Source organism: Paenibacillus sp. ClWae2A, assembly GCF_032452295.1.
Lineage (GTDB): Bacteria > Bacillota > Bacilli > Paenibacillales > Paenibacillaceae > Paenibacillus.
Map to the genome: position 1 here is coordinate 813414 of NZ_JAULSQ010000001.1, position 24518 is coordinate 837931.

Sequence of the window (24518 nt, forward strand, 5' to 3'; positions counted from 1 at the left end):
GAGTACATTTCGGGAGGAATGTCTTATGAACAAGATTTTGGTGACCGGAGCACTAGGCCAAATCGGTTCTGAGTTAGTTGTTAAATTACGTGAAATTTATGGTGCGGATCACGTCGTTGCTACGGATCTCAGGTCATCAGCCCACGAAATTACCCGATCCGGGCCATTCGAGCTGCTGGACGTGACGAATGATAAGGCGATGTTCGAAATCGCCAAACGGTACGAAGTTGATACAGTCATCCATTTGGCTGCGCTGCTGTCGGCTACCGCAGAGGAGAAACCGCTGCTTGCCTGGAATTTGAATATGGGCGGATTGATGAATGCACTTGAGATATCCAGAGAGCTAGGCTGCCAATTTTTCACTCCAAGCTCCATTGGATCTTTTGGTCCTTTGACTCCGAAAGACAATACCCCTCAAGATACGATCCAGAGGCCCAATACGATGTACGGCGTGAACAAAGTGTACGGCGAACTGCTTTGTGATTACTATTTTCACAAATACGGCCTGGATACTAGGGGGCTGCGATTCCCGGGTTTGATATCTTATATGACGCCTCCCGGCGGAGGAACGACGGATTACGCTGTGGAAATTTATTACGCAGCCGTGACGGCTGGCCGGTATACATCATATATCGCCAAGGACTCAAACATGGACATGATGTATATGCCGGATGCCCTGAACGCTATCATCGATTTGATGGAAGCGGATTCTTCCCGGTTGATGCACCGAAATTCATTTAATGTCACCGCAATGAGCGTGGATCCAGAGGCGATCGCTACAGCGATTCGGGATGAGCTTCCCGGCTTTATCCTCGATTATGACGTTGATCCGAAGAGACAGGCGATTGCCGATAGCTGGCCGCATTCCATTGATGCGACGGCAGCAAAAACAGAATGGGGATTTAATGCTCGCTACGACCTGAAGGCCATGACGAAGGATATGCTTTCACAGCTAAGCGAGAGACAAATGCTTCGCAAGGCTTAAAGTTATTATGAATTCGATCGAAGAGTGACATCGCTAGAAAAAGCAAGGAAGGGGAACTTATAAAAAAACAAAAACAGAACGAAAATGTCGAGGGACAAGAACATTGTTCCATTAAAGTCGCGATTACAGCGGCTTTTTTTGTTTTAAGGACAAGAACATTCTGTCATTTCGGATTAGGTAGCTATCTAAATAGCATCATGATGAAGATCATGTGGCAAGAAAAAAGCACATGAATCTAAGAATTCGCGTGAATAACGATTTTTTTATTAGAAATAACGTTTTTCCGGTAAAGACCAATCAATCTGCGCCAACCATCGGGACGCGAATATGTGCTTACGAACTCGTCGATGTCGGTTTCGTAGATTGCTCTTGGTATCTCACGCGCATGCTTAGGAACACGAATTGTGGCTTCTTGGCATTCGTGATATCGGAGGGTTCCACCTAAGATCGTGAATGCAAATTTGATAAGTACAAAAAGATACTTGCCGCATTCAAGCTCAACATCATAAAGGAAGCAACCGATTATTTGCTATTTTGGATTAAGATTAATTTTATAAGGAGGTAGTAATTCAAATGTTCGTGTTACTGCAATTATTCTATGCCTGCCCGGTTCTGACAGATCTAAGCAGGGAGTCGAGCCAGATCAGATTCCGCAAGAATTGCCTTTCTGTTCAGATCATATACAGATATGATTTATATACGTTTGCCATTTAATTTAGTTTATTATCAAGTATCCTTCAGCAAGTCAACCATGTTAGAATAGTGAATTTCACTCAGTTGCTCGATAAAGTTATCTACCCTGTAGTTCTCCGGTTCAACAATCCAGAGACAAATTACTCCTACCAATCCAGATATCATGTATTCGATGCCAATTTTTATCTTCTCATCGTGGCGATGATCGCCGATCCCCGAAAAAATGATCGTTTTAAAAGCCTCTTTCAAGTATACGGAGAAGTTTGGATAAATATTTTGAGTGATCATTGTCTTAAAAAATGTCATATTGGCTTCAATATCGTCGAAAATCGTTTTTAACATGGTAGCAAACATATCTTTATCCATCTCATGAATTGAACTCACTTCCAGGCTTAAGCAAGCATTTAAACTCTCCACGTTTTCCTGAAATAACTTCTCCATGAATTGAGGTTTATCTACATAGTGCAAATAAAATGTGTTGCGATTTATCATCGCTTCTTCGGCAATGTCCTGCACAGTAATTCGTTCATAGCCTTTGGTTTGTAATAATCTCAGAAACGCTTCTTTAATGGCTTTCCGCGTTTTGAGAATGCGCAGATCCACTTTATCTTTACCCAATTCGTGCTTCCCCTCCATAAATAATAGTCAGATTTATCAAAAGTGATGTTTAATTAACACATTGAATTATATCAACCATTGAGTCCTTAAAGTGTACGTTTTACAATTAAAACTGTCAATTGAACTCACTAACTCATTCATAAAAGGAGAATCATAAATGAAAACACTGGCGATTATTGGTGCAGGTAAGGGATTAGGATTATCTATTGCGAAGAGCTTTGGCAAGCACGGCTTCCAAGTGGCATTAGTTGCAAGAAATGCTGCAAAGCTGCAAGATATGGTGGATGAACTGAAAGCGGATGGTATCGAGGCATCTTATTTCGTAGCAGATATTTTTAACAAGGAACAGATTGAACAGGCTATGACCAACATGAAAGAAAAGTATGGTCAGATTGATGTGTTGGAATTCAGTCCAACAGCAGGCAATTATCCTCCCACTTCTGTATTGGAGTTAACGGCGGAGAATGCCAGGGACGCATTTGAGGCGAATGTGGTTAGTGCCATCCATGTCGTCAATGCTGTTCTCCCTGATATGCTCGCCAGGAAAGAGGGAGCCTTGCTCTTTACCTCAGGATTATCCGCCATGTACCCTGTGTCCATGATGGGGAATATCGGTATTGCTCTTTCAGGGTTACGCAATTATGTTGCTAATCTTCATACTTCATTGTCTGCTCAAGGGATTTTTGTGGGCCACCGATCTTTAGGTTTATTGATCAAGGAGTCAGGTACCGGTGCAATTAATGATCCGGATGTAATTGCAGAGATGTGGTACCAGGCCTATGTAGAGAAAAACGTATGGGAAGAAGAGTATCCTAAGGGCGTTACCCCCGAAACCATTCTGTTTTAAAAGAATATGTTGATAAAAGAATATTAGTTATAGGTCATGGAGCATTGATTGGGCTGTCATTACAACATCTTTTGCCGCAACATTTCCAAAAAACGTATATAGATAATACTTCTATAACCATTCTTACACACACTAACAACTAGTGGGCATGCCAATTATATAACTGTACCAAATTCCTTTAGCTATTGTGGACTAAGCTAACGGGAAACGTTAGCTCAATAAAACAAAAAAAGCAGCCGATCATTGTGATTGGTTGCTTATTTAAACTAACGGATAGGATACTTTCAAGATTAGACGCGGTGAACCACACTAAAAGTATCGACGAGTTTATCGTCGTTAGCAACTATTAAGCACGATAATACAGTTTCTGGGTCGAATTTGTTTGGCGGTAAGTTAGAATGGGGGGATAAGATATGGAAAAGTACGGAAGTGACAAGGCACGTTTTCTAAAAGAAATAATAGATTTGATGGTACCCATAGAAGGCGGATCAATTGAACTACGCGATTTTCTTAATACAGATAAATGGCTTAGTACTGATTACACTTTATCTAACCCAGGAAGTAGTAAAAAGACTATAACGTGGACTGAAGCTATAGAACCATTCCATGTAATGAAGTATCCAGTAACACAGCAGTTATATCATTTTGTCATGCATGAAGAAGAAATAGAGCCGATTGTGAGTAAGCTGCCAATTACGGAAGTTTCGTGGATGGATGCTAATGGTATCTGTCGAGGGACAAAAACATAGTCCGATTACCGATTAGATATGTGTCAAAATAAAAACACTATATAGAGGCGAGTGGGCTTTAACTTGGGTCAATAGCGCTACAGGGAAATACTTAACCCATAGAAAGGGATGAAATAGTTGTTTACTTAGATACGTATTGTGTCTTATAATTCCCACAAAGATACATATCGTATCTTAAAAAGTTTGTATCGCGCAAGTAATGTAAGGGTACTCGCATCTTGGTTCCAGTTTTTGTAGAAAGGAGGGGACGACCGATGGAAACGAAAAAAACGCCTTGGCAGGCACCGGAATTAGAGGTGCTGGATGTGCAGCAAACGATGGCTGGCTATGGATTCAGGCAAATTGATTGGATCGAAGAACATGATGCAGACCTATATGATCCATCCTCCTGATGATCATACTTCAAATTGAAAATCGTATTCTTGCTCAAAAGGTCGCCTGTGGGCGGCTTTTTCGATGCTCAGATGAGGGATAAGAACATTGTACCATTCCAAATCAAGACGACTATGATTGATATTGAGCAGCAGCTAAATAAGGCGTAGCATCAGCCTCCTGTTGATGTAACATTTGTTCGAATACGTTGCGAAATTCGTTACGCCGCTCGATAAACATTGTCCAATTGAGGCCTCCACGAAAAAATGATTTCTCCAAAAACGGCTTATACAGACAGTTCATAATATATAACGGAACCTGTTCTTTCAAATCCAGTGGTTGAAACACATGTGATACACCAGGGGAATGACAAACAAGTCGCCTTTGGAAACCAAAATACATTGGCCCCCAATCTGATGAAGCCCTTCTCTTTCATATACATAAGCGATTTCAACAAAAAATCATGGTGTTGCATCATCGTAAACGGCTCTTCTTTTGTCAGCTTCAAATGGACGGAGGTGAAGGAGTCAAAAAATACTCTTCTCTAAATACGATTGAATTGTGCATGATCAGATTCCCTTCGCTTCGTAAGTCATTTGGAAGGAAGCATTGCTTACGGACAGTATGTCTGTATTTTTCGGCGCATTCAACCATATATTGGATTCGTTTATTATGTTAAAGAGGTTCTACACCATTTATAGCGTTGTGAGAGGGGAGTGATCATTTTGAATACTTCTAAACAAATGATGTCTCATAATTCCAATGATCGTTTTAGTAAACTTGGAATTTATAGCGTCCAAAGTGTCTTTATTATTCTGTTCTTGCTGTTAACCCCTGTCTACTATTTGAACAAATGGGACTTTAAACGTCACAAAAAGCGGAATCCTTTCTACACCAGTAAATTGGTTCGATTGCAAGAGCGTTATCCGATTTTCTACGAATTGGCCATGTACGTTCAAAATTTTCCTATTCCTCGTAATGTTTACAAAGTTTTACCCCCTTTAAAGGGCGATGTACTTCAGGTGGGCTGTGGTACAGGTTTATTGAACAAGTATCTTCGCAAGCAGAAGGATGTTCGTTTTCTCAACATGGATCCGAATATAAATGCTCTAAAACTTGGAAAGAAGTGGGGAAGGTTTAATTCTTATATCCATGCTTTCATTGATAAACCGACTTCTTTACCTGATCATAGCTGCGATATGATTTTGTTTGCAAGAAGCTTTCATCACATTCGCTATCACAAAAAAGCCTTCATAGAGAGCTGCAGACTGTTACGTGACGGTGGATCTATCATTATTGCGGACCCGGTTGTTCTCAAGTCTCTTTCAGGTTCTGTAACGGACGGTGGTTATATGGCGAACTCTTCGATTGATGGTGTAATTTGGAGATTTACCAAAGAAACATTAATTACTCACATAGAGCGCTGTCTTCCTCCTGAATTAAAGATAGAATCAGTAACCGAAACGAGACAAGTGCATGTAACGAATTATAATTTATTTGTACCTCAGACAGATATCGTAGTTGTACTGCGAAAAAGGGAGGCTGTATACAATGACAACTAAATTTATTTATGGTGTTTGAAATTCTGCAGCATTATTCAATGTTTATCCGTTGCTCAGCCAGAAACATGTCTTGCGGATAATATAGCTAAGGTACCTCTCCACAGAGGTGCTTTTTTTGTTTATGATAACGCTCAGCCACTAAATCATGATTTTGAAATAACAACTAGTTCAGACTTAATTAGTCGACCTTAAGATATAGTTATATGTTCCCATAAACTTTATGATTTTATAATTCAATTGGTTATATAAAGCCTATTTCATATATATATTAATACGGCATGTTAAGCGCTTACAGTATGGAGTCTAAGAGCTTGTTGCGAAGGGGACTTTTCACATGCATAACAAAAAAGAGAGGATGACGAACAAATGAAAAAACAAAGTGCTTTAATCTTCATCGTTACACTCCTTATTATGTCACTTGTTTTTACTGCATGTGGCACTCCTTCTGGTTCAAAAACGGAAACAAAGCAATTAGGCGCTAATGCCGGTGAGAATGCAACAGAATTATCATTTTGGACATTCGCAGATTTGCACGGCAAGCATTTGGATAAAATGCTGGGGGTATGGAATCAACAGAACCCAGACAAACAGATTAAGTTGAATGTAACGGTTATGCCTTACGATGATATGCACAACAAGCTCTTATTGGCAGTTACAAGCGGAAAAGGTGCTCCTGATATGGCGGATATTGAGCTTGGTCAATTCCCTAAATTCTTGGAAGGTGACAACGTTCCCCTGGAATCTTTAAATGATGTATTTGCACCATACAAGGACGCTGTTGTTCCTTCACGTGTCGAGATTTACTCCAAAGCCGATCAGGTTTATGGCTTTGATTATCACGTAGGTGCTACGCTTGCTTTCTACAACACTGAAATTCTCGAACAAGCAGGTGTTGACTACAAGACAATCAAAACGTGGGAAGATTACAAACAAGCAGGTATCCAGGTTTACGAAAAGACTGGCAAGTACTTAGGTACTGCTGATACATCAGCTTCGTTCCAAGCATCGCTGCTACTAGCTCAGCAAAATGCTGATTTTACAGATGAAAATGGTAATCCAAAAGTGAACTCGCCTGAAATGATTAAAGCGTTTGAAATGTTAGTCGATCTGCAGAAGAACAATGTTATTCATACGATCCCTGGCGGACAACCCGACACAGAAGAAGCAAAAGGCGAATATAACAAAGGCAACTACGCAAGTGCATTAATGCCTGAGTGGTACATGTCCCGCTTTGTAAACGAAATGAAAGACCTTAAAGGTAAGTATGCAATAGCTCCATTGCCTGTATTTGAAGAAGGTAATCCTCGTTCCGTTGGCTTAGGCGGTACTGGCACAGTTGTTACTAAGAATGGTACAGACGTTCCGTTGGCAAAAGAATTTGTAGCCTTTGCTAAGCTTTCGAAAGAAGCTACTACTGAAATCTGGAATACACTTGGATTTGACCCAATCAACATGGAAGTATGGAAAGATGATGCAGTTACGAAAAACCCTGAAAATGAATACGTCCAATACTTTAAAACAAATGCATTTGATACTTTGAATGAAATCAAAGACGAAATTAGAGCGATTAAGTCCGTTAAAGCTTCACCAACCATCGGCAATATATTCAATACGGTTACTTTGAATGCTATCTTTGAAGATGGCCAAGACGTGAAGGAAGCGTTGGATGAAGCACAAGCAGCAATTGAACAAGAATTGAAATAAATATAATAAGTAAATGATTTGATTAAACCTGTCGGCAGGTACAGTGGTCGGCAGGTTTAACCATAGTCAAGGGAGATTGAGAATATGATAAAGAAATTTGTATACTCTCAAAAAGTTGCACCTTATGTTTTTGTATTGCCATTTATACTCATATTTTTGATATTCTGGTTTTTTCCGCTTGTGAATTCATTCGTAATGAGCTTTCAAGATAGGATGCTGGGACAGGATCCTAAATGGATTGGTGAAGCAAATTATTCGAAATTACTTACTGATAAAGTGTTTTTGACATCTATTAAAAATAGCGTTGTGTACATGTTAGGAACCTTAGTGCTGCTGATTCCTTTTCCCATGTTATTCGCCGTTATGATCAACAGTAAGTTAATGATGGGAAGAGAGTTTTTTAAATCTTCTTTCTTTCTCCCTGCATTGACATCTGTCGCAGTTGCGGGTACCATTTTCCGCCTTACATTCGGTGAGATGGAAGGTTCATTAATGAACAGTTTCCTAGGTCTATTTGGTGTAGAGCCTATCAAATTTTTGAAAGACGGAAATTGGAGTATGGCAGCACTGTTAATCCTCGCATGTTGGAGATGGACAGGTGTTAATATGCTTTACTATCTATCGGGTTTGAAAAGCATTGACAATGAATATTATGAGGCTGCTTCAATTGACGGTGCATCTGCTTGGCAGAAGTTTAGAACGATCACAATGCCATTATTGAAGCCGACCACGGTATATGTTACCACAATTAGTGTTTATGCAGGTTTAGCAATGTTTACCGAGAGCCTGATGATGTTCAACGGTAACAAATCACCCCAAAATATTGGCTTAACCATTGTTGGATATCTGTATAGACAAGGGATCGAGCAGAATAAGCTGGGTTACGCAGCCGCAGTTGGTATCGTTCTGTTAGTCATTGCTATGGTTATCAATTTAACGCAGTTGAAATTTAGTGGAATGTTCAAAAAGGAGGAGGATTAAAGTGGGCAGAAGTCAGACGAGGAGTGATTTCATCTCTAGAATAGTAATGTTTTGTTTATTCATTATACTATTCGTTATAATTATGATCCCATTCTACGCAGTGGCCCTATCTTCCTTTAAACCAGGTGAATCATTAGTTAGATATGGTCTTAACCTAAGTTTGGATTTTGAAATCATGAGTTTTGATAATTTCATCTTTCTGTTTACTGGAGAACATGATTATTTTGTGTGGTTTTGGAACAGTATGATTTTAACAATCGTTCAAGTGGTTTTAACACTTTTTGTAAGCGCATTTGTTGCATATGGTTTTGCAGCATATCATTTTAAAGGTAAGAACTTCCTCTTTATATGTGTTTTGCTCATTATGATGGTGCCTTTCGAAATACTGCTGGTTCCTTTGTACAGCCTAATTAATGATTTGGGAATGGTGAATAGCTATGCGGCAATCATTCTGCCCGGTATAGCCAATGCCGCGACAATATTTTTCTTCAGGCAATATCTACGAAGCATACCCAAAGAGATTATTCAATCTGGGCGGGTTGATGGCGCAAACGAGTATGCGATTTATTTCAGACTAATTATGCCGATTATGAAGCCATCCTTTGCGGCAATGGCCATTTTGAATGGTATGAATAGCTGGAATAATCTATTGTGGCCATTCATGGTGCTCGGAGATCAGAGTAAATATACACTTCCAATCGGTTTGAAAACGTTGTTAACTCCTTATGGCAACAACTATGACCTATTGATCGTGGGCTCCTTCTTCTCCATCATTCCAATTTTCATACTGTTCATTGCTTTTCAGAAATATTTCATAGACGGTATGACTGCAGGCGCTGTTAAAGGGTAATCTATATTATGATGAAACAGGTGATTAGATGGAAATCCAACAACGAGCGTCACAAGACATTCAACCATTAATTGAACAGAGAGCTGATCCTTTTATTTACAGACATTCGGATGGTTATTATTACTTCGTAGCATCCGTTCCGGAGTATGATCGAATTGAAATCCGTAGAGCCCAGAACCTTGAGAAGCTTGTTACATCAACTCCTGTAGTGATCTGGAGAAAGCGCGAGAATGGTATCCTTAGTGCCAATATTTGGGCACCCGAACTGCATTTTATTGATGACAAATGGTACGTGTATTTCGCTGCCGCATACACGACGGAAACGAATGAAGGCTTGTTCGACCATCGGATGTACGTGCTAGAGAATGAAAATGACAATCCGCTCGAAGGCAGTTGGATGGAAAGAGGGCAGGTTCGTACCGAATGGGAAAGCTTCGCCCTCGATGCCACTACCTTTGAGCATAATGGCAGCCGTTATTACGTATGGGCACAAAAGGATCCGAACATCGGAGGTAACTCTAATCTGTATATATCTAAAATGAGCAATCCGTGGACGCTGACTGGGTCGCAAACGATGATTTCGATGCCGGAATATGACTGGGAGATCATTGGTTATAAAGTGAACGAAGGCGCGGCATTTCTTCGCAAGGGTAATCGGGTATTCCTCTCTTACTCGGCTAGCGCCACCGATTTCAATTATTGCATGGGCCTACTTGAAGCCGATGCGGATGCTGATTTGCTCGATGCCACCTCATGGCGCAAGTCGCAAACAGCGGTTCTCTCGACAGATGAGAGCATCTCAATGTATGGTCCCGGTCATAATTCCTTCACGGTGTCAGAGTACGACGAAGAGACGCTATTTGTGTTTCACGCAAGAACGTACAAGAACATTATAGGAGATCCGCTGTACGATCCGAATCGCCATACATTTGTGACAGCGCTTTTGTGGACGGCTGACGGCAGACCCGATTTCCGCGGTTCTGTTGCAGCACTTGCACGTTCTTTACAATGAACGAGCGTCCCAACAAGGTTGGTTGATGGATTTGAGTTCGTTTATCCAACTTGCCAAAGAGAGACAGTAAGAACATCGAAGGCACCCTACTGGGTGCCTTCGATTTCGCTCTACAGATAATACGCCGGACGTATCATAAGGGCAGGATAGTTTAACAAATAAGTCGAAGAGTTGAGTGGGACTAACCTTGCTTAAAGAGGAAAGAGATAACGTTAAATTATAAAAATGTTGTTCACGGAATGCTTAGGCTATTGCTGATATTAAATACTTTATACATAAAAGAGCTAAATGAACTATGAAAAGAAGAGGGCGAGGTTTAGCCACACGTTGCATTTGGCAATATACTGAATCCGTATTTAATCAACCTACTTAAATTAACCATGAATTAACCAAAAGTGAGGAAAAAATACTTGTGATCAGGACAAGAACTTGGTGCCATTGCCGATTTGATAATCATCTAAACACTTGCTGAGGCGTAGTAAGGCTTATCCAATAAGATCATAGGCTGCAATAAAGTGGAATATCTCATTGGTAGAAGATAAGGTATTCGTTGGGAGCAAGCTCATTCAATGGATTTATTTGATTGGACTTGCTTTTTTACCCATAATGTAAATTCCAATCCAGCCTAGCAATAATAGGATCTGAGCCAGAGCGACCAGCCACAAGACTCCCGTGTAACCTCCTATAATGCAAAATATAGTATTGACTAGGGGGAACCCCACGAAAGTAAACATGATAGAAAAATCTTTTTTGGGAGTGATTGAATAATTAACCTTCCGGTCCCAAAACTTTATAAAAGCTAATGCTAAAATTCCCATTGTAATTACAGAAAGTGTAATCAACATCACCCATTGCATATTAGAGGTTCTTTCGAAGAACGGCCCCATATAATTAAAGAAGTTAGATAAAGGTGAGAACATACACGCTAATGACAGAATGGCCGCCAGAAACGGATAGATATAACCAATTGATTTACTGTAGCCTTTCTTTTTATGCCACCATTCACCAATTAGAATAAAGATGGTCCAATATCCCGCTATATAAATCCATCCTGTAAAATTCATCACAGGTTCCCCATAGATTTGAGGCTCACCGACTAGCGGATAATAAGTCCATCTTGCCATGAGTCCATCTGTAGTCTGAAATATCTGTTTAACAGCCACCGGATCTAATGAAAAGTCAAAAACCATAGCGCTCAATCCCGTAATAAATGGTTTAGTCCAGGACGGTATATTTACAGACTTTAGAACACGCAAAGTTGAATAAATGATCAGAAACTCAATAATAGGGACAGTAATTGGTATATTAAATAACATTAAAATACTCCGCCCATAGGCGTAAAAACCTTCCCCAAGCGATGAAGCAGTAATTTCAAAAACGGCTGCGTAAAAAAACACAAAACCTATAAACTGCAGTAGAACCGTTTTGGGATGTGTTTCCTTGTCAAGGATATAGAAAACCATTAGAACAGCAGCAATTAAGACTATAATATCTTGAATAATCCATACAGGCACTACAGTTATATCACCCATATCTTACCTCCATTTAAGTTTAAAAATAGAATTGAACGTTCAAATAAATTATAATTTCACTGTGTTACTTAAACAACAGGCTGTTCGATTGTGATATGTTAGTTATCATACAAGCCACCTTAGATTTGTTCATTATTTTAAATTGGGAGGATATCATGGCAGACAAAAAAACAGATCACAGAGTGAGATATACAAAAATGGTTATCAAAGAAAGCCTGTTGAAGCTTTTGACAGAACGGTCTATCAATAAAGTTACAGTGACCGACATATGCAGAGAAGCAGGGATTAATCGCAACACCTTTTATACACACTATGCTAATCAGTTTGAGCTTCTTTCAACGATTGAAAATGATCTTTACGAAGACATTAAGCAAGTTGGGATGAGTTCTTCAAACCCTCAAACGCTATCTTATGAATTATGTAAGTATATAAAAGCGAATAAAACGATATGTGAGGTTCTGTTCTCAGAGCATGGCGATAAAGAATTATTAGAACGAATCCTTTATATCAGTCACGATTTAACTATTGAACGATGGAAGACGGAATTAAAATATTTTGATCCCCAATTATTTGAGTCCTGGTATACGTTCACCGCTCATGGAAGTATAGCTATTATTAAAAAGTGGGTGAGTAGTGGTCTGAAGGAAAACCCCAGTAAAATTGCAGCTTTTATTGATAAAGCTACGGAATCCGTATCTAAAGCTTTTTATTCTGAAGAATTGTAGGATTTTCCCGCTTCTCACCAAAAAGCCCGGCAGCTTCTACGCAGTATGAGTGTTGAAACTCACGCCGGCAAGGTGTGCGGTATTGTATTCTTGGTCATATCAAAGGAATTATCCCTATCGACGAAACTGAGTTTGAAAACGGGGCACAATTGAGAGATACTGTCGGTACGACAATCTATTATAAAGTTCTTCAACTTGACCGTAACTCAGCAATTTTTGGTGCATCAAGCAAACAAGCTATTGATCATCTTCAAGGACTGACTTGGAATCGGCTTCGAGAGAATATGGTCATTGAAGCTAAAATTACTCGTTTCAATAATCGCTCTTTGCATCTGGATGTTGGTGCCATTAAAACATACCTGCAAGCGGACGAGGTATCCTATGAGTGGATCGACAACATGCATGATCGTTATAAAACGTTGCGCTTACGATCGTGGGTGCATTAATATATCCGACCATTGTTACACTGAAAAATGAAGGTACGCCAACTGATTTCTTTGGTATTCCGGTCGTTATGATGAGTTATTCCTCAACTGTCATTACGATCATTATTTCGGTCATCGTGATGAGCTTGCTCGAGAAATGGTTTAACAAAGTCATTCATCTGAGCGTCAAAAACTTCATTACACCATGCAGGATCATCTACTCTTACAGCTTTGTTTGGTATCACTGAACCGGCGATCTATGGGGTTAAACTTCCATTGAATCGACCATTCAATTGCGGGAATCATTGGCGGTGCTATCGGGTAATAGAACATGAATGTCGTTTGGAGGAAAGAATGGATATATAATTATGAATCGCCTTGGTCCGTATTTGAAAAACTGGTTTTGGTGAATCTTGCAGATCGAAATGAAATTCTTCAAATCTCTGGCAGTGCTCACGTGAATAATATTAAACATTAATTGGAGATAAGCAAAGAGAACTAATACAGTTAAACCTCGAAAGGCTTCATCAAACGCTGGATTTTAAATTGCAAGAACACAATTTTAAGAATATTCAGTCGTTAATAGGTCCATTTTCTGAACTATATAGTTCATGGGAACATTGGTTTCATCCTGAATTGCATTGGTGTTCGAAGTGTATGGAGGGGGTATCATTCTTGGCTGCATCAGTAGACATTGTAAAAACTCTAGGTTTAACCGATGAAATTCGAGGGGCATCTTTATAACCATGAAGAGACAACCGTTCAAAACGGCCATTCGTGTGCACACTTAAGACGGAATGAATGTATATTTGAAACTGGAAGTGAATTAGAGCCGCTGGCTGGTATTTGTGATTTTTACGGGTCCTGAGAAGAGGCTAAGGAAAGAACTCAAGCTTTTCCTTATCTCTTCAGCTACCTTGTATAGGGGGATCTATAATCGAAGAGCAACGCGAAGACCCGATGATGATCTCATCGGGTCTTCGCAAGTTTGAGGAATACTTGAATCGTGCTGCCTTCGCTTATTCGAAGCAGCGAACATTCAAGCCTTGTAACAAAATCATACTAAATATACTCCTTGTGAAGTGGAGCTACCTGCACGGCCAAAAACACATCGTACAAAGTCGTTGTTTGATAATGGGAGTTCAACTGTACCTGCCGTTACGTCCTTCTGTTGCCAGGAGGAGTCCTGCTTTTTCAATCTTAGTTCCTTAGTTGTTTTTCAGTTGTTAATAAAAATCTTTCAAGTGCTTCACAGGTATCGATATTCATTCGTTCTGCCAGAACGATCAGCCACCAAATGCATTCTCCCAGCTTATGTTCCAGTTCGGAATTGCTTTTGTTCGCCGGCCAACGCCCCTGCTGAGACATGGTCAGACGGCCGACCAAACCGGCGTCCGTCAAGAAGGCTAACGCGTCCTCTTCTACAGTCCATTCCGTCTGATGAAATTGCCGTTCCAGATTGTGATACTGCTCTCTAAGCCGAACGGAACGTTCAACCGCTTCGTTAAAGTCCATAATATTTAGAAATCTCCTTTTCTTTTTAGTGTTTTTAAATACGAGTTGTTAGTTGTGAATAAAAAAAGGTACTGCTCGTAACACCATTAACAGTTGTGCCGCTTTGAAGCATTGCATTAGAAGAATCCGTATTAATAAAATTTTCGATAAAGCTTTTGTTCGGTTGTGACAACGAATTGAGGTTGGATATTTCTTCTGCCGTCAAAGTAACATCGTATATTCACGTTTGATTTCGTCGTCTGGGAAGATCAGACCACTCTCCCAATATACAACCCTTAATTGGACAACAGCGTGTCATATTATAAAACCGACTGAAGAAATAGGGGATTACAAATTCATAATATGACATAATGCAGTCATATTATCGGAGGTATAGTTAGGGTGCAGTTAAAAATAAACGAGGAGCGAAAAATATGAGAGATTCAATTTTGCCTAAAGTTGTTATAGACTATATTAATGCCTCTAATGCACACGATGTAGGGGCCTATTTAAGCACCTTCACGGATAATAGTGTGATTATTGAGCAATCTATTGGAAGGGATCTTATCGGGCGCAATGAAATTAAACATTACTTCACCACTTACTTTGTAGAGTACGATACCCATACTGAAATTATTGATTTCACCATAGACAATAGTGTGATAGACATGCGAGTATTATTTAAAGGCCATTTTCCTGGAGAAGAAATTATCGGACTTTATCAGTTTCACTTGAAAGATGATCATATTGAGCAATTGAGGGCGGATTTGGAATAAGCATTGTAAGGGAGAACGCCATGCCAATCAGCAGACATTTCGAAATTGTGTATATGCTATTGCACAGGAAAACGATCACAGCAGGTGAATTGGCACAGCATTTTGAGGTTTCCACGAGAACGATCTATCGGGATATCGATACCCTCAGCGCGGCAGGCATTCCCGTATACAGCAGCAAAGGAAAAGGCGGCGGGATATCACTGCTCCCGGGTTATTCCTTTAACGCTTCACTGTTGTCGGGCAAGGAGCAAGAAGATGTTCTAATGGCGCTCCAGATGTTGGAAGCTACAGCATACCCAGGGATAGAGGCTGTTCTGTTAAAATTTATAAGCTTGTTCAAAAAAGAGCGGGATAACTGGCTGGAAGTGGATTTCTCGCCATGGGGCAGCGCGGAATCCAGCCGATTTGTTTTTCAAAAGCTGCGTGAAGCGATTGTTAATCATCATATCATCCACTTTTGGTATTATAACTCTGCAGGACAAGCGAGCCGGCGGAGTGTGGAACCCGTGCAATTGATCTTTAAGGCCAGAGCCTGGTATTTGGCCGGTTACTGTTTGTCCAGCAAGGACTCCCGCATTTTCAAGATCAATCGAATGAGAGATATCGAGGTTACCGATGAGCATTACGAGCCCAGGATGGAAGTCCAGGCAATTAGAGAGGCAGAAAAACTTGAGGGTCAAGACCTTGTCGAGGTGACGCTACGAATTTCGGCCAAAGGCGCCTACCGAGTCTATGATGAATTTCCTGATTCGATGATTACGGCTAACAGAGATGGCTCATATGACGTACGAGGAGAATTTCCAATCGGTTTGTGGCTTGATAGTTATTTACTCTCATTCGGAACCCTCCTGGAAGAAATCAATCCGGAAAGCCTTCGAAATCGGTTGTTATCGCAGTTGGCTGTCTTAAAAAACAGGCTGGAATAGACAGTAGAACAAGAGAAGCTGTTAAACCACACAACATACTTGAACAATATAAAAAATAAGTGTAAGGAGTTGATTATGGAATACCTAGTGAGGGAAATTCACATAACCGATTATCAAGACATTTGCTTGTTAAATAGAGATTTCAACTCCGATCTTTCATACTTTTCTGAAGAGAAAGTCAAAGAAAAAATTGAAATCATTACACGAGAGACAAAAGATAAGATTTTTGTTTTCGAACTCCATGGCGAGATTGTTGGATATATCCATGGAAGTCGCTATGAGTTGCTATTTGCCGATCCTTTGATTAATGTTTTAGGCTTTGTAGTAAAAGAAGGCTACAGAAATCAGGGTATTGGTAGCAAGTTAATGGATTATTTAGAGTACTGGGCGCGGGATGAGGGTTATTCCGGCATCAAGTTGTTATCTCATCCGAGTCGCGAGCAAGCACATAGACTTTACCAGAAAAGGGGTTACCAATTTACGAAGGATCAGAAAAATTTTATTAAATTTTTGGATAGCATCGAATGAAAATTGAAGCATATTTCTATCTAGGAACTGTAGCTTAATAATCACCAGGATGAGGCTGACGGCAAAAATAGACAGTCTCGTTGAGCTAACGGGAAACGTTAGCGTTCTATACCATAAAGCGACTGCACCACATTTGTTAGAGACAGCAATGGAGGTGTCGAGGGACAAGAACTTGTACCGATTGCCGGAATGGACAAGAACATAGTCCGATTACCAATTAGATATACATCTAATCATCAATAGCATGCGCTTAAAGCTATATTAAGTTCCTCGGCGCGTGTGGGATAACTTCCAATGGATTGTCCTATCCAGATGTGGAAGACGGCGTGGTAAAGCGTGAAATGATCAAAAAAGCCAAACAGGTCATCGTATTGGCGGACCATACGAAATTTGGGGACCAGATGTTTTATAAAGTTGCCGAGCTGAATGCGATTGATCTATTGATTACCGACCAGCGGCCAGATGACCAATTGATGGAGAAGCTTTCGGAACATCGCGTGGAGTTACTTGTTGTGTCAGAGGAGGAGTTCGATGATTAAACTAATCGTTAGTGATTTGGATGGTACACTGCTTGATCGTGAGAGACGCATTAATGAACGTGATCTTTATGCTATTAATAAAGCCTACGACTATGGAATGGATTTGCGCATCGCCTCTGGACGAATGAACTCTGAGATCCAAATTCTCCTGAAGCCATTTGCAAATCAGTATTATGCTGTCGGACAGAACGGTGCGACCATTCATGTGCATGACCAGGTCTTGCTGGCCTCGTCGGAGTTTAGTCCAGAGCTATCTACACGACTTCTCCAAGCCATCGGTAGAAACGATTTCATTCAATTTATCCATAGTACGAATGATTTATATTACGTGCGTGAGTGGAATGAAGCTATCGTACCGTATGAAGCAAGAATTATGACCGCGATCTCCTCCCATGCCGACTTGGAGGGAGCCATAACAATAACCAAAGCAGCCTAACCATATATCACGTTTCATGTACTCATCTCCCTATGTCGCACTCGAAGAATAGTTGTAGGAAATGATGTGATTGATGGCTTCAGCAACGGAATGAACAATCGTGCTCGTCCTGCTGCGTATCTCTTCGTGGCTCTCACTTATCGCGAAACTATGTGGTGTTAAAGCAAACATTGAGAGATCATTGAATGAATCTCCGATGCATGCGATCTCATCCGGAGAAATCCCGAGTTTATGAATAAGTAGCTTTAACGCGTCACCCTTAGAGACGTTGCACGGCATTACATCCAGACAATCATGATCGCTAATGAAAGTTTCAATCTGTCCAGAGAACATTTGATTGAGCTTCGCTTCCAACTGTATCAGTTCATCCATTACTCCAAAATAAGAAAACTTGCTGCACCTTATCTGATCTGTAGTTATGGCTCCCTCCAAGTCGGCATGGGAGGAGATCGCGGAACATCTTAATTTACCTGGTGATAGATTGTATCTTAAGAGAAAAATAAATAGAGATAATATGTAATAGTAGGTATCGCAGAGAAGTTCTGTCTCGACGTTTCTGTTCAGGGCAATACCTTGAAACAACTTGAAGAGCCTCTCACTCTCTGCGATATTAGAGATCGGTTAAAGCACACAGAGTCAATCTAATACGACTCTGTGTGCTTTATTTTAATTATTGCACAGAAAATGTTCCAAAAGCGGAAGCATAACCTGTACCGACATTTTTTATTATTAAGTTATATGTTCCAGGCTTTACATTTGTCCAGGTAACGGTGCCTTGTTGAGAAAAGTAATTACCTGACAATGTTTTGCTGCCTGCTCTATTTCCATTTTGACTTATTAAGTCGTATACAATCGTAGCGTTCGTATATGCTTCCTGACCATTTATAACTCTATGTTCATAATGGTTCACCTTAAGTGTCACTGTTTTATTGCTGGAGCTCCAATTAATTGAGTTGTTAGGCTAAAATCACCTGTTGTACCAGTATTCCCTTGCGATCCACTTGCAAAATTCGAAAGACTGAAGCTAGCAGAAGTCGATTGGATTGCTGCATTTTGCGCTTCTAAGTTTTGTTCATCTGAAGTCAGATTGATCTGAATAGTAGTATTCGATGGGGTAGTAATTTCTGAAGAGGGCAATTCTGATGTAGATTCTGCAAATGATGGAGATGTAAATGGAAAAAATGATAGTGAAGCAATACTCATTCCTAAAGCAAGCTTTAATAATTTCATTTTTAACAACCTCCCGTTTAATTTATACTAGAATTACAGAGTTTAGAACTCTCTATTTATTGTACCATAAAATTCCATCTAATATTTTGTTCCATATATTTCACTCTATTTGATGAACTCTTTCTCAACCTTAAAGAAAAGTGATTATAAATAACATGTTCACAGATAAAGATGATAAAAATTGATATCAGTAGATTTAAATACTATATTTATTTGAGTGGTAGATAAAGTATTGGGTGAACAAGATAATTATTGAATATTGCAGTTTCATTTAAGAGAATCTACAACAAGGGAGCTAGGAAATATATGTGGCTACAAGGTATTTCATTAAGAGGGTACAGATCATATTCGAACGATGAAGGAGTAAACCTAACACAATTTAGAAGAATGAATTTTTTCATTGGTCCTAACAACGTTGGTAAGTCTAACTTAGTCCGTTTTATAAAGCATTTAAGAACCAGATCTTTATTTAATTCAATTGACATTGATCCAGAAAATAATGCGTGGGATCAAACAAATCCCTTTTTTTATGCTGAATTTGATTTCCAAGGCGAATCTCATGAGGATGAGAAAAAAATATATATTCAGCATATGCAAAATGAACATCTCATTTTAGAAGGAATTCCACAATCTGAATTTGGTGATTTCATGTCAAATCATGTTAGGATTTTTTCTGATAACCGAGGATTAGGATCAAACAACTCGGTTGGGTACTTTCAACCCATGATGGATGGGAAGCCAATAACGGGTCAAATTGCCCAAGGAGCAGTAGAGAATTATAAGTGGTATACATATTATAAAGCTCAGATGTCTGAACATCTCTCCATTCTACTTAATGAAAAAGTGGAATTGAGCATAAAGTTATCCTTAAAAAACAAAAAAATTGAAGATTTAGATTCAGATGAAATAAGGGAAATTATTGAGTCGAGAATTAAGCATGAAAGGCTATTTTACAATACTTATTCTGTATTTGAGCCGGAGAATGCAGAATTCATCGTTATGCTAATTCGTAACGGTTCAAAAAAGGAATTTTCCTTAAATGATCTTGGCTTAGGTGTATTCCAATTTGTGACTATCCTTTCAGCATTGTATACGAATGTCCCAGAACACCGTCAAAATATAATTTTTGAAGAAATTGAATTGAATATGCATACCCAAGCGTTGACACTGCTTATGCGAATTTTAGAAGAAGAATATGCATTTAAAAATTTTCGCTACTTTTTTTTAACTCACTCAACCTCAATACTAGATCTTATTTCTAAGGAGTGGAGTGTTCATGCATTCTATAGATCTGATGATGGTTCAACTGCTGCTAGACTATGTACTAAAAGACTTGATACTCACAGACTTCTTGATGAAATGGGCGTAAAACCCTCACAACTGTTAATGTCAAACTTTGTTATTTGGGTGGAGGGACCAAGTGATAAAATCTATTTAAATAAATGGATAGAATTGAAAGGAAACGAGAGAAAAAAGAAATATATAGAAGGAAAACACTACAGTTTTGTTTATTATGGTGGCGCTTTACTAAGTCACTATGGAATATTACTTGCAGATGACTTATCGGAAGATGATAGGCATGCAGATACCCTTATTGATATTATGAACATAAGTCGCTATTCAGCCATTATTTGTGATAGTGATTTGGGAGAGGAGCGACAAGAGTTAAAAAATCGTGTAGAACAAATTCAAGCAAGGTTAAATGAGAAAACAGAATTACAATCACATGTATTTCAATGGATTACAGCAGGAAGAGAGATTGAAAACTACGTTCCGAAACCTATTTTTGAAGATGTATTTGCTAATAAAATGGAAAAACGAAAGAGGCTCACTTTTGAAGGTAAATCTGTGAAATTACCAGAACCTAATAATACTTCCATCGCTGATCAAAATTTCACAAGTGCAGACTCTTTTGATAAGTTTTTTGCACAAATGTATCTAACTAAAGAACAACTCGATAGTAGCTATGGAGAATTTGTCATTAAAAATATATCCTCACAAGTGGATAAAATTGATATTGCTAATCATGTCACATCATTATGGCAGAAGGAAGACTTCATTGTTTTGGACCTTGAAGAAAAGATGGAAAGGTTACTCGATTTTATAGATAAGGCACAGAATTAACGTTCCATTTGGAGTTGGGGGTACGAAGGAACTATGTATCAGGTGAATACTTCTCCCATTCTAAAGTGTTGATATGGCGTGAATTCCTTTGTTCAGAACAGGCAACTATCAATAAACAGAATTTAATGATGAATGTTAGAATATTGATTAGATAGATTAATTAATGGTACACTAACCATAACTGAATCACTATAAAAATTGCGAAGCACGCAGATTATCCTTGGGGGTAATCTGCGTGCTTTTTTATAATCTTTTCACTCACTCACAACATCATCATCACATCAGCAGGCGGGTACTGAGCAACCCATAACCTTACCAATACGACAGGGGAGTAGAAGCTGAATGTGAAAAGTCTTCTAAATGCGTTTTGTACATTATTAAAATTGATAGTGAGCTCTTGAAGAGTTTATTGATAGTTCTTATAACACGGAGATACATTCTATCAATTCGAAGCCCATGAAGGTGACCAAGGATATACCAGTTGTATTAGTGACTACTTAAATTCGAAGCTGTATATTGCGACATGGGCAGCTGAAGATGTGAAAATCGCGGCAGAACAGAAGTTTGTACAAGGGTATCCAGACAATTCATTCCGTCCTAAAAATGGACTGACAAGAGCTGAAGCAGCAGTTATGATCTATCGTTTTCGTCTAGCTATAAATCCGAATATGGAATTATAAAATCGTTCGATTACTAAACTTATACTTCTGAAGGCACATGCTACTCTGTGTCTTCTTTTTTTGTTGAACTATCATATCGAAGAACTTAATCGAACGATTATTCTTGCGTTTCATCCATACCAAGAAAAATGATGATCGAAGTCTAAAAGCATTAAGCGATTTTAAAGTTGATCCTGAGTAACTTAATGTAACATATAGCGTGTAAGGTCGCAGGGAAGAATTTTGCATCTAGTTGTTCATTTGTGTTTTTTACCAGCATTTTCATGAATATTTGTAAATTAATATTGTGATAATAGTTCTGTTTCAAATTCTGTAAAGGGGTTGTTTATCGATGTCTCAAATTTCAGATGCAACAAAAGGTGCATTATTAAAAGAAGCTGCTGATGCAAGTGTATTTATGGAACTTACTCCTGAATTTATTGTTGAGAATACCACGAATTTTGACGAATGGTATATCAAAGCCAAACGTGTTGTTTTTAAGCCTAATGCGCAACTTGTTTTTACAAAAGCAGCCCAGAGCCGTCGAAATAGTTTTTTTATTGTAACAGAGGAATTAGTAAGTGAAGATATGAACGCAACAGGGAATATAATATGGGAACATGATTCCGTTCCACCACAAGCAGCTACGAGTGGACAAGCACCTTCAGGTGAGGACGGTTCAGGAACTGGTTCTAATGGTGCACAGGGAAGACAAGGTGAGCAAGGTGTAACTGGAATAACAGGAAACAATGCACCCACATTAACCATTATCGTTGCTAAAGTGCCTAGTTCAGGAGCATTCATTGATTTCAGTGGTCAGGCTGGGGGACAAGGAGGCAATGGGCAACAAGGGGGTAAAGGTGGAGCTGGTGCTTCAGGCCGTGATGCCGAACAAGGCGCGTTCACGTGTTTAAGTGGAGCTGGTGATGGAGGGAATGGTGGAACAGGTGGTAACGGAGGAACGGGTGGTACTGGAGGAATAGGCGGCATTGGAGGGATTGTTAACATTATCTCTGTAAGTGAAACATCTGAAACCATAGGTCAAAAATTTAGAATCCTTGTTTCTGGTGGTGAAGGGGGTTCTGGAGGTTCTGCTGGTGAAGGTGGACTTGGTGGTTCTGGAGGCTCTGGAGGGAATGATGCACTACCTTATTGCGGAGGTGAGGGTAGTGATGGAAGTACTGGTGAAGTTGGCCAACGCGGTGAAAGTGGGCAATCCGGATCTAAAGGCATGGATGGAGATTATTTTATTGGACAAATCACGGAAGACATTTTTGATAAAGTAATTGGTACGGTACCACAAACCTAGACTCAGGGATCTAGATATATTGAGGAGAGTATTATGGTGAGTTTAATTGGCAACAATATCAGCTATGAAATTTCTGAACGTCTAAGTAGTTTATTTAGGGTGCCAGGAAGAGCAAGCGTTGAGATTAAATACTTCACTTATGATCCCCCTTTGATATCCTTTAAAGCACAGTTAAGGGTTAATTATAGGGATCTCGTTCATAATGGCGATCTGGATACTGCTCAAGTTTGTTTTAATACTAACGTTCCAAATATTGGACTGCAGGTATGTGCTGAAGGTAGTCATTTTGGTTGGATAAGAGGTTGTATTGAGATTGGTGATTTACTAACACTTGAAAAACTCAATCAATAAAAAGATACATTTTGCATTATTGAGTTAATTCAACATTTGTTGAAAGTCAATTTAATTAATGTTAGAGTATCGTTAACTGAATAGTATTTAAAATTGCGAAGCACGCAAAATATCCTAACATAGGGATAATTGTGTGCTTTTTTTGTTTTTTTATTTAATAACATCATCATCACATTCATTTAAGAAGCAAGTATTAAAATAATAAGGGTGAGACTGAGAGTGAACTTGTTGAGATTTAAGTCTCAGATAACAAGAAAAAGCTAGCCGCTGAATGACCAAACTCTAATGAATACATATGTACAAAATACGAGTTTTGTGAAACAGTTCTAATGATTTAAAAGCTGCACAGTGATTTTTTTTCCTGTACAGCCAATTCTTTATCTCCGAGTTAATCCCAGACTACTTCTGTTCCTGCTACGAAGTCATGAATTGCACGTCGATCTTCACGCATACCGACCATAAAAGCACTCACGATAATTCCTATACCCAAAGTTAATACGTACACAACTCCAGCCACAACAACTCGCATCAGCATCGTACCAATTTTTGGCGGTTCGTGTGTATCGTACTTACGGATTCGAATTCCACATATACGTTTTCCGATGGTTCGACCATACCAGTAAACTGGTAATAAAATTGAATATAACGCACTAAGTAGCTTGGCAATCGGCTCATCCGTATCAAAGTTACCCGTAAGCACACCTGCAATAATCACTAACGGAATTGAAATAATAAGACTATCCAACACATTTGCTCCTAATCTAATCCAAAAACCTGCTTTATACAAAATGCTTTCCTCCAAACTACAATTTTAAACTAAATGGCTAATTTACTTCATGAACTCCCTTCATTAAAATATCTAACTTTATGTACACAACTCAAATAGTATAACAGAAAATTTTACCTTTTTACGATAAAACTCCTAGTTCTTCTCACTGGCACTCTTTGTGAATTTTACAACAAACTATCGAATTAACTTAGCCGCTGTTCATGTTCACTACTTACTCTTACATAGTTTCTAATATTGTATTTAGCTTCCGAGTCTCCAATGAAAACACCATAATAATTATGTAAACCAAAAAAGCTACTCA

General features: G+C 39.2%; 27 protein-coding genes and 1 pseudogene. 22 read left to right on the forward strand and 6 right to left on the reverse strand.

Annotated features, from left to right (window positions below; genetic code table 11):
* The first annotated feature begins 25 nt into the window (after window positions 1–25).
* Window positions 26–985 carry an NAD-dependent epimerase/dehydratase family protein gene (locus tag QVE09_RS03270; RefSeq protein ID WP_315935662.1) on the forward strand — a complete coding sequence of 320 codons (960 nt, stop codon included), beginning with the start codon at window positions 26–28 and terminating at the stop codon, window positions 983–985.
* Between the two features lie 726 nt (window positions 986–1711).
* On the opposite strand, the gene QVE09_RS03275 is transcribed toward QVE09_RS03270, so the two are convergent.
* Complete coding sequence (locus tag QVE09_RS03275; protein ID WP_315935663.1) at window positions 1712–2296, reverse strand: TetR/AcrR family transcriptional regulator; 585 nt, start codon at window positions 2294–2296, stop codon at window positions 1712–1714.
* Between the two features lie 157 nt (window positions 2297–2453).
* On the opposite strand from QVE09_RS03275, the gene QVE09_RS03280 reads away from it, so the two are divergent.
* From QVE09_RS03280 to QVE09_RS03320, 9 genes are all read left to right on the forward strand, one after another.
* A complete protein-coding gene (locus QVE09_RS03280) occupies window positions 2454–3143 on the forward strand; it encodes an SDR family NAD(P)-dependent oxidoreductase (RefSeq protein WP_315935664.1) in 690 nt (229 codons plus the stop codon).
* A 44-nt stretch (window positions 3144–3187) separates the two neighbouring features.
* Window positions 3188–3286 carry a hypothetical protein gene (locus QVE09_RS03285; protein ID WP_315935665.1) on the forward strand — a complete coding sequence of 33 codons (99 nt, stop codon included), beginning with the start codon at window positions 3188–3190 and terminating at the stop codon, window positions 3284–3286.
* A gap of 270 nt (window positions 3287–3556) precedes the next feature.
* Window positions 3557–3892 carry a hypothetical protein gene (locus QVE09_RS03290; RefSeq protein ID WP_315935666.1) on the forward strand — a complete coding sequence of 112 codons (336 nt, stop codon included), beginning with the start codon at window positions 3557–3559 and terminating at the stop codon, window positions 3890–3892.
* A 254-nt stretch (window positions 3893–4146) separates the two neighbouring features.
* The gene (locus QVE09_RS03295; protein ID WP_106427116.1) at window positions 4147–4284 is read left to right on the forward strand and encodes a paeninodin family lasso peptide; all 138 of its coding nucleotides are present in this window, start codon (window positions 4147–4149) and stop codon (window positions 4282–4284) included.
* A 705-nt stretch (window positions 4285–4989) separates the two neighbouring features.
* A complete protein-coding gene (locus tag QVE09_RS03300) occupies window positions 4990–5826 on the forward strand; it encodes a class I SAM-dependent methyltransferase (RefSeq protein WP_047843251.1) in 837 nt (278 codons plus the stop codon).
* A 366-nt stretch (window positions 5827–6192) separates the two neighbouring features.
* The gene (locus tag QVE09_RS03305; protein ID WP_315935667.1) at window positions 6193–7530 is read left to right on the forward strand and encodes an ABC transporter substrate-binding protein; all 1338 of its coding nucleotides are present in this window, start codon (window positions 6193–6195) and stop codon (window positions 7528–7530) included.
* 84 nt (window positions 7531–7614) lie between these two features.
* Complete coding sequence (locus QVE09_RS03310; RefSeq protein ID WP_100527509.1) at window positions 7615–8511, forward strand: carbohydrate ABC transporter permease; 897 nt, start codon at window positions 7615–7617, stop codon at window positions 8509–8511.
* A gap of 46 nt (window positions 8512–8557) precedes the next feature.
* Entirely contained in the window at window positions 8558–9361 is an 804-nt protein-coding gene (locus QVE09_RS03315) for a carbohydrate ABC transporter permease (protein WP_315936085.1), read from the forward strand.
* A 28-nt stretch (window positions 9362–9389) separates the two neighbouring features.
* Complete coding sequence (locus QVE09_RS03320) at window positions 9390–10373, forward strand: glycoside hydrolase family 43 protein (RefSeq protein ID WP_315935668.1); 984 nt, start codon at window positions 9390–9392, stop codon at window positions 10371–10373.
* 575 nt (window positions 10374–10948) lie between these two features.
* Here the strand turns inward: QVE09_RS03320 and QVE09_RS03325 are convergent.
* Window positions 10949–11905 (reverse strand): carotenoid biosynthesis protein, encoded by a 957-nt coding sequence (locus tag QVE09_RS03325; protein ID WP_315935669.1) that lies wholly within the window; start codon window positions 11903–11905, stop codon window positions 10949–10951.
* Between the two features lie 155 nt (window positions 11906–12060).
* Between QVE09_RS03325 and QVE09_RS03330 the strand changes: the two genes are divergently transcribed.
* The 3 genes and pseudogenes from QVE09_RS03330 to QVE09_RS31500 form a co-directional block, all read left to right on the forward strand.
* A complete protein-coding gene (locus tag QVE09_RS03330; RefSeq protein ID WP_315935670.1) occupies window positions 12061–12630 on the forward strand; it encodes a TetR/AcrR family transcriptional regulator in 570 nt (189 codons plus the stop codon).
* A gap of 149 nt (window positions 12631–12779) precedes the next feature.
* Complete coding sequence (locus tag QVE09_RS03335) at window positions 12780–13076, forward strand: hypothetical protein (RefSeq protein ID WP_315935671.1); 297 nt, start codon at window positions 12780–12782, stop codon at window positions 13074–13076.
* A pseudogene (locus QVE09_RS31500) lies at window positions 13049–13377 on the forward strand (hypothetical protein); the annotation flags it as partial. The gene QVE09_RS03335 and the pseudogene QVE09_RS31500, both read left to right, overlap by 28 nt.
* 878 nt (window positions 13378–14255) lie before the next feature.
* Here QVE09_RS31500 and QVE09_RS03345 read toward each other — a convergent pair.
* The gene (locus QVE09_RS03345; RefSeq protein ID WP_133385041.1) at window positions 14256–14570 is read right to left on the reverse strand and encodes a nucleoside triphosphate pyrophosphohydrolase family protein; all 315 of its coding nucleotides are present in this window, start codon (window positions 14568–14570) and stop codon (window positions 14256–14258) included.
* 413 nt (window positions 14571–14983) lie between these two features.
* On the opposite strand from QVE09_RS03345, the gene QVE09_RS03350 reads away from it, so the two are divergent.
* The 5 genes from QVE09_RS03350 (at window position 14984) to QVE09_RS03370 (ending at window position 17754) form a co-directional block, all read left to right on the forward strand.
* Complete coding sequence (locus QVE09_RS03350; RefSeq protein ID WP_315935672.1) at window positions 14984–15325, forward strand: nuclear transport factor 2-like protein; 342 nt, start codon at window positions 14984–14986, stop codon at window positions 15323–15325.
* A 2-nt stretch (window positions 15326–15327) separates the two neighbouring features.
* On the forward strand, window positions 15328–16251 hold the full coding sequence (locus tag QVE09_RS03355; RefSeq protein WP_397387008.1) for a helix-turn-helix transcriptional regulator: 924 nt from the start codon (window positions 15328–15330) through the stop codon (window positions 16249–16251).
* Window positions 16252–16326: 75 nt separating this feature from the next.
* Window positions 16327–16779, forward strand: a complete 453-nt coding sequence (locus QVE09_RS03360; protein WP_315935674.1) for a GNAT family N-acetyltransferase — start codon at window positions 16327–16329, stop codon at window positions 16777–16779.
* Between the two features lie 260 nt (window positions 16780–17039).
* Window positions 17040–17318, forward strand: a complete 279-nt coding sequence (locus QVE09_RS03365; protein ID WP_315936086.1) for a DeoR/GlpR family DNA-binding transcription regulator — start codon at window positions 17040–17042, stop codon at window positions 17316–17318.
* Complete coding sequence (locus tag QVE09_RS03370; RefSeq protein ID WP_315935675.1) at window positions 17311–17754, forward strand: HAD family hydrolase; 444 nt, start codon at window positions 17311–17313, stop codon at window positions 17752–17754. The genes QVE09_RS03365 and QVE09_RS03370 overlap by 8 nt, the downstream gene beginning before the upstream one ends.
* A 30-nt stretch (window positions 17755–17784) precedes the next feature.
* Here QVE09_RS03370 and QVE09_RS31505 read toward each other — a convergent pair whose 3' ends face one another.
* Together QVE09_RS31505 and QVE09_RS03375 are read right to left on the reverse strand one after the other, a co-directional pair.
* A complete protein-coding gene (locus QVE09_RS31505) occupies window positions 17785–18336 on the reverse strand; it encodes an HAD-IIB family hydrolase (protein ID WP_397386995.1) in 552 nt (183 codons plus the stop codon).
* Between the two features lie 336 nt (window positions 18337–18672).
* A complete protein-coding gene (locus QVE09_RS03375; protein ID WP_315935676.1) occupies window positions 18673–18984 on the reverse strand; it encodes a hypothetical protein in 312 nt (103 codons plus the stop codon).
* A 306-nt stretch (window positions 18985–19290) separates the two neighbouring features.
* On the opposite strand from QVE09_RS03375, the gene QVE09_RS03380 reads away from it, so the two are divergent.
* The 4 genes from QVE09_RS03380 (at window position 19291) to QVE09_RS03390 (ending at window position 23427) form a co-directional block, all read left to right on the forward strand.
* The gene (locus tag QVE09_RS03380) at window positions 19291–21108 is read left to right on the forward strand and encodes an ATP-dependent nuclease (protein WP_315935677.1); all 1818 of its coding nucleotides are present in this window, start codon (window positions 19291–19293) and stop codon (window positions 21106–21108) included.
* Between the two features lie 515 nt (window positions 21109–21623).
* Entirely contained in the window at window positions 21624–21788 is a 165-nt protein-coding gene (locus QVE09_RS31510; RefSeq protein WP_397387009.1) for an S-layer homology domain-containing protein, read from the forward strand.
* A gap of 331 nt (window positions 21789–22119) precedes the next feature.
* Window positions 22120–23076, forward strand: a complete 957-nt coding sequence (locus tag QVE09_RS03385) for a hypothetical protein (protein ID WP_315935678.1) — start codon at window positions 22120–22122, stop codon at window positions 23074–23076.
* A 33-nt stretch (window positions 23077–23109) separates the two neighbouring features.
* Window positions 23110–23427 carry a hypothetical protein gene (locus QVE09_RS03390; RefSeq protein WP_315935679.1) on the forward strand — a complete coding sequence of 106 codons (318 nt, stop codon included), beginning with the start codon at window positions 23110–23112 and terminating at the stop codon, window positions 23425–23427.
* 388 nt (window positions 23428–23815) lie between these two features.
* On the opposite strand, the gene QVE09_RS03395 is transcribed toward QVE09_RS03390, so the two are convergent.
* The gene (locus tag QVE09_RS03395) at window positions 23816–24214 is read right to left on the reverse strand and encodes an RDD family protein (RefSeq protein WP_315935680.1); all 399 of its coding nucleotides are present in this window, start codon (window positions 24212–24214) and stop codon (window positions 23816–23818) included.
* Window positions 24215–24518: the final 304 nt, after the last annotated feature.